Genomic DNA, 11891 nt, shown 5'->3' with positions numbered 1-11891 from the left:
TCACCAACTCCGATCTTCCCAGGTCAAAGGGCACTTCTGCTGTTACGACACACTCAAGGCGCCAATTGCATCGGTGCATTCAGGCTAAGCTAGTCTCGGGCTTTCACACTGAGTGATCTTGATTGCGTGTGTTGAACGAAGAAAGGTGCTCTGAGCTGGGATAATTTGGCTTGCTGAAGGACCAGATCATCGCAAGAATCGGAGCACCAATCTGGTGGGCAAGTCTAGGTCGTGTTACCCGTCGTTGGCGTTGGATGGTCGTGCAACCGGTGTCGTGTCGCATGCTGGTGCGGTTGTGCTGCTGCGTGCCGCCGAGCGGGTGAGGCTGACCGGGGCGTTGTCGGGCGCGTTGGCGCCGTGGCGTAAACCGCTGGCCAGCCACGACCCCGGCAAGATCGTGCTCGATGTGGCTATCGCGCTGGCGCTCGGTGGGGACTGCCTGGCTGATGTCGGCCTGCTGCGCGCCGAACCCGGGGTGTTCGGTACGGTCGCATCCGATCCCACCGTGTCGAGGTTGATCACTTCGTTGGCCGCAGATGCCCCGAAAGCGTTGGCGGCCATCGGCTCTGCGCGGGCCGCCGCACGTGCCGCGGCGTGGGCGGCTGCTGGACAGGCCTCGCCGGGTCATGGGATCGATGCCGATCACCCGTTGATCATCGATTTGGATGCGACCCTGGTCACCGCGCACTCGGAGAAGGAGAAAGCCGCACCAACATTCAAGCGTGGCTTTGGGTTTCACCCGTTGTGTGCGTTCGTCGATCACGGCAGTGCGGGAACGGGGGAGTCGCTGGCGATCTTGCTGCGGGCCGGCAATGCCGGCTCTAACACCGCCGCCGACCACAAAACGGTCCTCGCGTGCGCGCTGGAGCAATTGCCCTTTCAGGTCGGCTATCGGGTCGGCAAGAAAGTTCTGGTGCGCACCGACGCCGCCGGGGCCACCCACGAATTCCTCAACTACCTGAGCGCGCGCCGGCTGTCCTACTCGCTGGGATTTGCCCTCACCGAGACGATGGCCACCGGCATCGACGCGATTCCCCAGACGGCGTGGACCCCGGCCTACGACGCTGATGGGCAGGTCCGTGACGGGGCGTGGGTCACCGAGGCAACCGGGGTCGTTGACCTGTCGGACTGGCCCGCGGGGATGCGGCTGATCGTGCGCAAAGAACGCCCTCATCCGGGCGCCCAGCTACGTTTCACCGACCGCGACGGGTTACGGCTGACCGCGTTCGTCACCAACACCACCCGTGGGCAGCTGCCCGATCTCGAACTGCGCCATCGCCGCCGCGCCCGCTGCGAAGACCGCATCCGGGTCGCCAAAGACACCGGCCTGGCCAACCTCCCCCTGCACGGATTCGACCAAAACCGGATCTGGTGCGCATTGGTGCAGCTGGCCATGGAGCTGACCGCCTGGTGCCAAATGCTGGCCTTCGAGGAGCACCCGGCGCGGCGCTGGGAACCCAAACGACTACGGCTGCGGCTGTTTTCGATCGCCGGCCGCCTGGCCCGCCACGCCCGCCGAACCCGGCTGCGCCTCGCCGCGCACGCACCCTGGGCCGACGTGTTGACCACCGCGTTGGCCCGCCTGCAACCCGGCTGACCAACTACCCAACCGTCCCCACGACCCCAAGAAAGGACCACCCGGGCCCAAGGAACCCCGCAGAAGCCGCTGACCCGGGCCCACCACCGCACCCCCCAACCGAAAATCAAGATCCAAAACCACAATCCGACCCGATCAGGCCACCACGTCAACCCCACGAAACATCCGGGCTAGTAGCCACGCATCGTGGCAGTGTCCGCGCTGCTACCTGCATGTTTCATTGCTGCTGAATAATCACCGAAGATCTGTTGTTTATTTTGGCCCTGGCTACTCAAACTAGCGAGTGACGCCCCCAAATGGCGAAATTTCCTACAAGTGATCAAGGAAGACCATGGCCGCGGATAAACGGTTCTGAGCTTACGTGTCTGTGCATTTTATGCGCCTGAGCGGTAGCCCGACGTCCGGAACCGGGCGACAGATGCCAGGAGACAACATTCGAGTCTTGCGGTGGAGAAGAGGTAGACAACGAGGTCTTTCAGAATCACAATTAACAAGTGGTTCCGTGGCGGGATTCGGACAGCAAGGCATAAGTGAATATCGCCTGAACCTGCAACTAGCAGGGCCCCGTCAAATGTCGCCCGCTGATCCACGACTATCAGGAGAATAGGATACCTGAATGTTGAATCCGGATGGATCTTCATCGGATATACCTCCTCAGTGGGGCGATGAACTGACTTATTCTAATAGCAGTGATACCAGTTCGACTGGAGGTCCTCCGAATCCCCCTGCCTTACCTGATGGGTGGGCGAACCCTGATATCAATAATAATAGTCTTCTTCCACCGCTGAGTAATAGTAATGCTAACGACGTTTGGGTTAATGACAGCATAGTCGGCATTGAGGCGGGACCTCCTGATGCAGAGGGATATTCTTGGGTTACCGTACGATATGCGGATGGCACGGTAGAACAGGGAAATACCGATAGCTTTAATGAACTATACCGTCAAAATCCAGATCTTCATCTCAATTCGGACAGTAATTATGCTGATCGCGACGCTACCGATAACGAAGTAGAAGAGCTACCCAGAGATGAAGAACAGGAACCTGAAGATCTAGGCGGTCACCAAGAAGTTTCGGAGCCTCATGATATTCAGGAGGGGAATGTCGACGACGAAATATGGCCGGCGGAGGAAAATCCCGATGGGGAGGAAGATCCGGACCTAACTGCGGCGCAGGGTGGGAAAGAGGAAACGCAAGAATCTAGAGAAGCGTGGGCAAGGCAGCAAGAGAGCTTTGAAGAATCGAAAAAAAATGGCCAAAATCTGATACAGGAAGAATCGGAGGAATCAGAATCTGCGCCGGAGAATGTCGGCGATGAGATACGGCTGGCGGAGGAGAATCCTGACGTAGGGGAAAAGTCTGACTTAGAGTACGAGTTTTCGGAAGGGAAGGAGGTAGCTCCGGGGGAGCAATCTTCACCGGCGCTTGAGGAGCTGGATGTTGTTGATGGGCCTGGAGAAAAGGCTTTTCAGCTTTCTGAGAAGGGGTGGGGTAGGGGTCTGCTGGAGGCGTGGATTATTCAGGAGACGGTGGCGGTGTTGACGGTGATGACGTTGTTGGATGGGTTTGGTGATGAGAAGGGCAAGAAGTTCGCTGCGGGTGCGGCGCAGTTTGATCGGGTGGCGGAGGAGTTGGCCAAGGCGGTTGCGGGTCAGGGGTGGCAGGGTGTGGCCGCGCAGGCGTATGCGACCCGAAACAGTGAGGTGCACTGGGTGGCCCTGCAGATGGCCGATGCGGATAAGCGGATGCGGCGATTATTGGAGCGCCATGGTGAGCAAGTCACCGAAACGCGTGAAGTGTTGGGAACGTTTACCGCGTTTTTGGGCACGGTGTGCATGGCGGTTGCGGTTGGTTTAGCGAAGATGGGCCGGTATGAGGCCTCGCTGATTTTTCAGATCAGTGTCTGCTCGGCGGCGCTGGGGGCCTGTGGGGGAGCCCAGGGAAAATTGATCGCGCATTCGAAAAAGACGGCCGCCGGGGTGGATGGCGCGATCAGCAGCTATCAACGGCTGGCAGCGCAGCTGCGTTCTGGCGCGCGCGGGTTTGGGTTGCCCCACGGCGGGGATAAGGGGTGGGTCATCGATGCTGGGGGCGGGCCCAGTCGGCGCCGCGGTGGCGGGGCCAGCGACCGCGGCGCGCAGCTGGGCCAGGCCGCGGCGGTGCCCGGTTCGCTGGTGGCGCCTGTCGGCGATGCCCAGGCCCCGGCCGGGGCGCCCACTGATGCGCACGCTGCGCAAGCCCCGCTGTCAGCAGCCGCGCCGGCGCCGTCGGGCGCGCCGGCGCCGGCCGGCCACCGGATCGGGCAGCAACCCAGCAACCCGCCCATCGACGCGGGCGTCGACGGCGCGCCCACGCCATCCTCGGGTGGCGTCGTTGCTGCCCCGCTGTCATCGGGACTCGACGGTGACGGTGCACCCACCCCGGTAGGCCTGGGCGCAGCAGCGCGCCCAGCTGCCGCGGGGGCCCCCACCGCGTCGCTGCCGCGCCGTGGTGGTGATCAGCGCCGCACCCAACCCCCCCAGCCCCCCGCAGCCAAGGTTGGGGGCCCCCAAGACTCCACAGGCCCCAACCACGACACGCACGCGGCCCAAGGCGCACCCGGGGCACAGCGGGCACCCCTGAACACCCACGACACCACCACCACCACCACCGACACCGCCCGCACCCCACCCAGCACTGCCCACCCCACCCCACCACCCACCCACTAACACCCCACCCAGACCCGAAACGCCACAACCAGAGCCCGCAACCCCCGGAAAGGACCAGATCACCCATGACAGAAGGCCCGCGAAACGCGGCGCCGAGCGGGGCTGGATTCGCAAGCAGGCCTGATGGGTGCGTGGGCTTCTCGAACAGGCGAGCATGACCAGGACGGTCAGATCCGTCAGGACCGAGTTGACGTCGACGCAGTCAATGCGCACGCCGCTACGGCAGGGCGGGGCTATTCACTGTCGTCGAGGCGGTACTTGGTCTTGTACGTGGATGGTTTCCGAGTCTAAATCCAAAAACTTTATTCCGGTCAGGTTTTCAGACATAGCCCACAGGTCTGCGGCAAGTCCTGAGTCCTGGGATTGTCCACTGGGAATTTGAATTTCGGGGTAACCGCGGGTATGGGCTCGTGACCGCGGGCTGTAGTACTGTCCGCCGGTAGCCTTGGGATCAGTGGCTGCCCGCAGGATCGGGAGTGCGCCCATTGCGGCATTCTGCTCAAATGGACTAATGAAGGGCTTGAGACCCCATCTGACTGCGGTCGGTAGATAACGTCCCACTTCTGCCTTCGCAATGCCGGGAACGGCCGCGAGCGCAGTCGTATTAGTGTTTCTTGCGGCGAGCCGGCGTTGAAGTTCGAAGGTGAATAGCAGATTAGCCAGTTTAGATCGTGCATACGCAACGACGCGACTGTAGTTGGCCTCATACCCAGGGTGGTCCAGGAATCTGGTGGATGCACGGCGATGCATCCCGCTGCTGACAGTCACAATCCGTGATGCCTGCGCCGCTAGAATGTTTTTTAGCAGCAAGCCGGTGAACGCAAAATGGCTGAGATGATTAGTGCCGAAATGTAGTTCAAAACCATCCTGAGTAAGAGTCTTTGGCGCCAAGGATACGCCAGCATTGTTAATCAACAGATCAATGCGCGGGTACCTGGAATTCAGTTGATCAGCAGCGGGGCGCACCGATGCCAGAGATGTAAGGTCTAGCTGTTGCAACGATAAACTTGCAACCGGATACTCAGCTCTGATGGTGTCGATTGCTTGCTGCCCCTTCGCGAGGTTCCGTACCGCAAGAACCGTGATCGCTCCACGAATAGCAAGTGACCTCGCGACCATGAATCCCAGACCAGTATTCGATCCGGTGACAATAGCAATACGACCGGTCTGGTTAGGAATACTGTGATCGCCTATGGGCAAGATCGGTCACCAGGTCGTGAATGACTCCGTGAGCGCTGAACCGTTGCAGATTGGCTGGACCCGGTGGACCAATTCACGAGGTCCAGCCAATCACTGAAGCGTGCCCTCAAAGCACGGAAATCGATTGCAATTCGCGAAGGTTCCGCCGCCACCCCGACTATCTCAGTTGGCCACCGGGCTGAACCGCTCGACCCGTTCGGCATACACATCACGATGGAATTCTTACCGTGACTACGCCATGAGCAGGCGATAAAGCCCGATCAGGCCGACCACGACGATCGTTGCGCGCAACACTTTCGGAGATAGCCGACGCGCATAACGAGCGCCGAGCGATCCCCCGAGCAGCGAGCCCGCCGCGATCGCTCCGGCAACCGGCCAGCTGATGCGATCGCAGGCGACGAACGTATATCCAATGGCTGCGACAAGATTCACCACGAGACTGAGGGCGTTCTTCGCTGCGTTCATACGCTGGACCGACTCTGGCAACAACGCGCCCATCACACCAACGAGCAGGATTCCCTGCGCGGCGGTGAAGTAGCCGCCGTATAAGCCGACGGCGAAGGTGCCAAGGACCACCGCAGCCATCCGGCCCACTGCAATGTGTTCAATCGAACGCCCGGCCTGCTCGGCTCGACGGCGCGCCCACGACTGAATCCATGGTCCGACAACGACAAGTAACAGAGCCAGCACCAGGAGCGCGGGAACGACCATGCCGAAAATTTTCTCGGGCATGTGCAAAAGCAGCAACGCGCCCAACGCAGCTCCGGTGATGGCGGCAGGGATCTGCCAGCGCAACCAGTGCCACTGACCACGCAACTCGGCGCGATAGCCCCAGGTGCCTGACATGTGGCCGGCCACCAAACCAATCGTGTTAGACATGGTGGAGGTCACCGGCGCATAACCAATAGCCACAAGCGTCGGGAAGGTGATCAAGGTACCTGATCCCACCAAAGCATTGATCGCTCCGGCGCCGAATCCGGCGAATCCAATCATGAGCATCTGCACGCCGGCGGCCCCCAGTATGTCCGGGGTTGTAATCACAAATGACATCTGGTGCCTCTCGGAAGCTGGACCTGAGACTATGCCGCGCGCGCATTGCCGGCTGCCTGATGGTGAACACCTCGCTTACGCGACTACGATGCCGGGGGTTCTTTCAGCGATCCTTCGTCGATCGTGAAATGTGCTGGTCTCCCGCGTTTTGTTGTTGTCCGCAGAACCCTGGGCGCGCGCATCGCGCATTGCAGATCGCGTCGACAACGCCGTGTTGCTACCCGGAGCAACTCATAACGCGAGACAGTTCTCGATTCCCAATTCTGATATCGCTGGTGTCCTGCACCGGGAGATCATTTTTATAATCGTAGCTACTGGTTGTCCACCCTGTTCAGCGGGAATTCCATTGATGAATTCGATGATTCGAGTGCGACGAGGGAGGGCGACCGAAGGCGGAGCTGGTGCTGAACAAGTCCACCATTGGACGGATCTGGAAGACGTTTCCGCTCTAACCGCACCTAGTCGACACCTTCAAGATCAGCAATGCCCCCGTTGTTCACGGAAGAGGTCCGCGACGTGGTCGGGCTCTACTCTTGGCCAATCGGAGAACGCGCTGGTGCTGGACAACCCGACTAACCAACACCCCACTCGTCATCCCGACGACCACGAAAGCAATCCACTCCGTGCCCAAGGAACCCGGCAGAACCCGCGCCCGGGCAACCTGGCCATCCCGAAACAACAAAATTCAAGATCAACAAACCAATCCGAAACGCTTAGGCCGCTCACCAGGCATGTGAAAGATTCGGGCTAGCATCCGCCGGCCTGGTGCGCTATCTATTGCCCTTGCGGCGCTCTTGGGCGCGCATGCTCAATCATGTCATGTCAATCATCTGGAGCCATCGCGGCGGCGTTTCACAACATAATTGGTCGCACGTCGACATCGCTGGCGAGGCAGGTAATGCGTTGCAAGGTCAGACTCTTGGGTGAATACACCCATCCAAGCATTGTTGGGCTTTCCCCAACTGGAGGCGGCGCCCACAGCGCCGCTATCACCGGGCAAGGCGGCGAGTCCGGTGGGATATCGACCGGCAAATGGCGGGTCCGGCGGTCATCGGCGGTACCGGAGCCGCCGAGACCAACCCGTTGAGTAGCCTGCGGCGAACGGCGCGCTGACGACTACACCAACCCCAGCTCGGCATGGGATAGTAGTTGAAGTCATTGTCTCGCATAGGGCAAGTCGTCATTCAGTTCGCCAGTTGGACTCGTAATGGCGCTGGTCCTCAACACAGATAAGGGGTAAGGGGCGAAAGGTTCCGCGAGTCCCGCGCCCTTGACTGAAAATGACAAAACGCACGGCGACGGCCGCAGTCGTGACGATGTTTCTGACACTGGTCGGTTGTGGTCCGTCACAGCCGGTGTCCGGCCCATCGGCCGCGCTATCCAAAGTTCCGCCCAATGAGGTTTCGGGCCTGGACATTCCGGCCGGGCGCATCGACAAGGCGGTGGCGAAGCTCGACGGCCTGGTCGCCGAGCTGATGAAGACCAGCGGCATCCCCGGCATGGCCGTGGCCGTTGTCCACGGTGGAAAGACGTTGTACGCGAAGGGTTTCGGCATCAAGGATGCCAGCAAGGCCGACGGTCCAGACAACCGGGTGGACGCCGACACCGTCTTCCAGCTGGCATCGGTGTCCAAGTCGGTCGGTGCGACGGTGGTGGCGCACGCAGTCAGCACCAACGTGGTCACCTGGGATACGCCGGTCGTCACGAAGCTGCCGTGGTTCGAACTCGGCGATGCCTACGTCACCAGCCATGTGACCATCGCCGACCTCTACTCGCATCGCTCCGGATTGCCGGACCATGCCGGTGACCCGCTGGAGGATCTGGGTTACGACGGGCAGCAGGTGCTGGAGCGGCTAAAGTACTTGCCGCTGGCCCCATTTCGGATCAGCTACGCCTACACCAACTTCGGCGTGACCGCCGCGGCCGACGCGGTGGCGGCCGCGGCCGGCAAGCCCTGGGCGGACCTGTCCGACGAGGTGCTCTACCGTCCGCTGGGAATGACAGCCACCAGCTCGCGGTTCGCCGATTTTCTGGCCAGACCCAACCACGCGGTCACCCACATCAAGGTCGGAGATAAATGGGAGGCCCGCTACCAACGGGATCCCGATCCCCAAACGCCCGCCGGCGGCGTGAGCTCCTCGCTCAACGACATGACGCGCTGGCTGACCATGGTGCTGGCCAACGGCACCTACAACGGTCAGCAGATCACGTCGCCGGAGGCGCTCCTGCCGGCCATCACACCGCAAGTGATCTCGACGCCCGCGCGGTTGCCCAAGGCGCGAGCGGGCACCTACGGCTACGGATTCAACGTGTCGGTGAACTCGTCGGGTCGCACCCAATACGGCCATTCCGGGGGCTTCGGGCTGGGGGTCGCCACGAATTTCACGGTCCTACCCTCTGAAGACCTCGCCGTCATTGCTCTGACCAATGCCGCGCCCTACGGAGTGCCGGAAACGCTGACGGCCGAATTCATGGACCTGGTGCAGTACGGTCAGGTCCGCCAGGACTGGGCGACCCTGTATGAACAGCAACTTGCCCCGCTGAACAACCCGGAGGGGTCGCTGGTCGGCAAACAACCTCCGGTCGGCCCCGTGCCGGCACGGCCGTTGAGCGACTACGTCGGGGTCTATGCCAACGACTACTGGGGCCCGGCCACCGTGACCGAACATGACGGCCAGCTGCAGCTGTCGCTGGGGCCGAAGAACCAGACGTTCACGTTGACGCATTGGGACGGAGACACTTTCACTTTCCCGCTGTCGACCGAAAACGCCTTACCCGGATCAATTTCCAAGGCTGTGTTCGCCGGCTCTCCCGTCGCCACGCTGAACCTCGAATACTACGACGCCGACAAGCGGGGAACGTTTACCCGATGAGTGCCGCGCCCGGCTTGACCGATGCCGAAGTGGCACGACGGTTAGCCGAGGGCAAGAGCAACGACATCCCGGAACGGACCACCCGCAGCGTCGCGCAGATCATCCGGGCCAACGTGTTCACCCGCATCAACGCGATCCTGGGCGTGCTGCTGGTGATCGTGTTGGCGACGGGCTCGGTGATCAACGGGCTGTTCGGTCTGCTCATCATCGCCAACAGCATCATCGGCATGATCCAAGAGCTTCGGGCGAAGCAGACGCTGGACAGCTTGGCGATCCTGGGGCAGGCCAAACCCCTGGTGCGCAGGCGATCCGGCACTCAGACCCGGTTGCCGAGCGAAGTCGTGCTGGACGACATCATCGAACTCGGGCCGGGAGACCAGGTTGTTGTCGACGGTGAGGTCGTCGAGGATAGGAATCTCGAGGTTGACGAATCACTGCTGACCGGTGAGGCGGACCCGATCGCCAAAGACCCCGGAGACGCGGTGATGTCGGGCAGTTTCGTCGTCTCCGGAACCGGAGCGTACCGCGCGACCAAGGTGGGCCGGGAAGCGTACGCGGCCAAGCTGGCCGCCGAAGCCAGCAAGTTCACTTTGGTGAAATCCGAACTGCGCAACGGTATCAACAGGATTCTGCAGTTCATCAGCTACCTGTTGGTGCCGGCGGGACTGCTGACCGTCTACACCCAGCTATTCACCACGAAGGCAGGGTGGCGCGACTCGGTGCTGCGGACGGTCGGTGCCCTGGTGCCGATGGTGCCCGAAGGTCTGGTGTTGATGACGTCGATCGCGTTCGCGGTCGGCGTCATCCGGTTAGGCCAACGCCGATGCCTGGTGCAGGAATTGCCCGCCATCGAGGGACTGGCCCGAGTCGACGTGGTGTGTGCCGACAAGACCGGCACCCTGACGGAAAGTGGCATGAGGGTATCCGAGGTCAAGGGATTGGGCGCTGCTGACGATCGTGTCGTGGACGTGCTGGCTTCCCTGGCTGCTGCCGATGACCGACCCAACGCCAGCATGCAGGCGATCGCCGCGGCCTGTCATTCCCCGCCCGGCTGGGTCCCAACTGCGACAGCGTCTTTCAAATCTGCGACCAAGTGGAGCGGCGCCTCGTATCGTGACCACGGCAACTGGGTGATCGGCGCGCCCGATGTGCTGCTCGACCCGGCGTCGGCAGCCGCCGAACAGGCGGAGCGCATTGGGGGGCGGGGGTTGCGGGTGCTGCTGCTGGCTGCTTCGGAGGTCGCCGTGGACCATCCCGACGCGCCCGGACGGGTCAGCCCGGTCGCTCTCGTGGTGCTCGAGCAGAAGATCCGCCCCGACGCCCGCGAAACGCTTGAATACTTTGCCGACCAAGGCATTTCGGTCAAGGTGATCTCCGGCGACAACGCCGCGTCCGTTGGCGCGGTCGCCGGCAAGCTCGGGCTGCAGGGCGAGGTGCTGGATGCGCGTCAACTCCCTACCGAGCCCGCCGAACTGGCCGACACCTTGGAATCCTTCACGACGTTCGGCAGGGTGCGTCCCGACCAGAAGCGAGCCATTGTGCATGCCCTGCAGTCGCACGGGCATACCGTGGCGATGACCGGCGACGGCGTCAACGACGTGCTGGCCCTCAAGGACGCTGACATCGCCGTGGCGATGGGGGCCGGTAGCCCGGCGTCGCGTGCGGTAGCGCAAATCGTCTTGCTGGACAACAGGTTTGCCACCCTGCCCTACGTGGTCGCCGAAGGCCGCCGGGTGATCGGCAATATCGAACGGGTCGCGAATCTATTTCTGGCCAAAACGGTGTATTCGGCGCTGCTGGCGTTGCTGGTGGGGATCGAGTGCTTGCTTGCCAAACCGCTGGGGGCCGATCCGCTGCTGTATCCGTTCCAGCCGATCCATGTGACCATCGCGGCGTGGTTCACCATCGGCATTCCGTCCTTCATTCTGTCGCTGGCACCCAACAACGAGCGCGCCTATCCCGGCTTCGTTCGGCGTGTGTTGACGTCTGCACTGCCCTCCGGGCTTGTCGTGGGCACGGCGACGTTCGTCTCCTACCTTGCCGCCTATCCCGGCCGTCACTCGACATGGCAGGAACGAACGCAAGCCTCGACGGCAGCCCTGATCACGCTGCTCGTCACCGCGCTATGGGTGCTCGCCGTGGTGGCACGGCCCTACCAATGGTGGCGCCTGGGACTGGTCATGGCCTCCGGCGCGGCCTATTTGGTGATCTTCAGCCTTCCGCTGGCGCAGCAGAAGTTTTTCCTGGACCCGTCGAACCTCGTTGTGACGTCAATTGCCTTGGGCATCGGCGTGATCGGGGCCGGGGCGATCGAGGCGACCTGGTGGATTCGGGCCAGGGTGCTCGGCGTCAAACCGCAGGTATGGCGGCGTCCGGAAAAGTAAACGGCCAAGGCGTCAATATGGGCGGAAGTCAAAGGCGTGGCATACCGGACTGCATGTGTATAAATACTTTACATTTCGCG

At 61.8% G+C, this 11891-nt stretch carries 6 protein-coding genes; 4 read left to right on the top strand and 2 right to left on the bottom strand.

All coding sequences use genetic code 11. The features are described from left to right. Positions 1-214: 214 nt before the first annotated feature. Positions 215-1597 carry an IS1380 family transposase gene (locus EET10_RS23005; protein WP_036400547.1) on the top strand — a complete coding sequence of 461 codons (1383 nt, stop codon included), beginning with the start codon at positions 215-217 and terminating at the stop codon, positions 1595-1597. Between the two features lie 1528 nt (positions 1598-3125). After that, positions 3126-4304: an EspA/EspE family type VII secretion system effector gene (locus EET10_RS29300; RefSeq protein WP_136624755.1), complete on the top strand. Its 1179-nt coding sequence runs from the start codon at positions 3126-3128 to the stop codon at positions 4302-4304. 237 nt (positions 4305-4541) lie between these two features. Here EET10_RS29300 and EET10_RS22995 read toward each other — a convergent pair whose 3' ends face one another. After that, positions 4542-5504, bottom strand: a complete 963-nt coding sequence (locus EET10_RS22995; RefSeq protein WP_246013680.1) for an oxidoreductase — start codon at positions 5502-5504, stop codon at positions 4542-4544. 231 nt (positions 5505-5735) lie between these two features. Continuing rightward, on the bottom strand, positions 5736-6503 hold the full coding sequence (locus tag EET10_RS22990) for a sulfite exporter TauE/SafE family protein (protein ID WP_099188525.1): 768 nt from the start codon (positions 6501-6503) through the stop codon (positions 5736-5738). A gap of 1331 nt (positions 6504-7834) precedes the next feature. Between EET10_RS22990 and EET10_RS22985 the strand changes: the two genes are divergently transcribed. Next, a complete protein-coding gene (locus tag EET10_RS22985) occupies positions 7835-9427 on the top strand; it encodes a serine hydrolase (protein ID WP_036402115.1) in 1593 nt (530 codons plus the stop codon). Beyond that, a complete protein-coding gene (locus EET10_RS22980; protein ID WP_122502527.1) occupies positions 9424-11811 on the top strand; it encodes a cation-translocating P-type ATPase in 2388 nt (795 codons plus the stop codon). Before EET10_RS22985 ends, EET10_RS22980 begins: the two co-directional genes overlap by 4 nt. The last annotated feature ends 80 nt before the right edge of the window (positions 11812-11891 follow it).

Origin of the sequence: Mycobacterium pseudokansasii (assembly GCF_900566075.1) — a bacterium.
GTDB classification, from domain to species: Bacteria; Actinomycetota; Actinomycetes; order Mycobacteriales; family Mycobacteriaceae; genus Mycobacterium; species Mycobacterium pseudokansasii.
The sequence above is the reverse complement of the archived record's forward strand: the minus strand, read 5'-3'. Positions and strand labels throughout refer to the sequence as shown.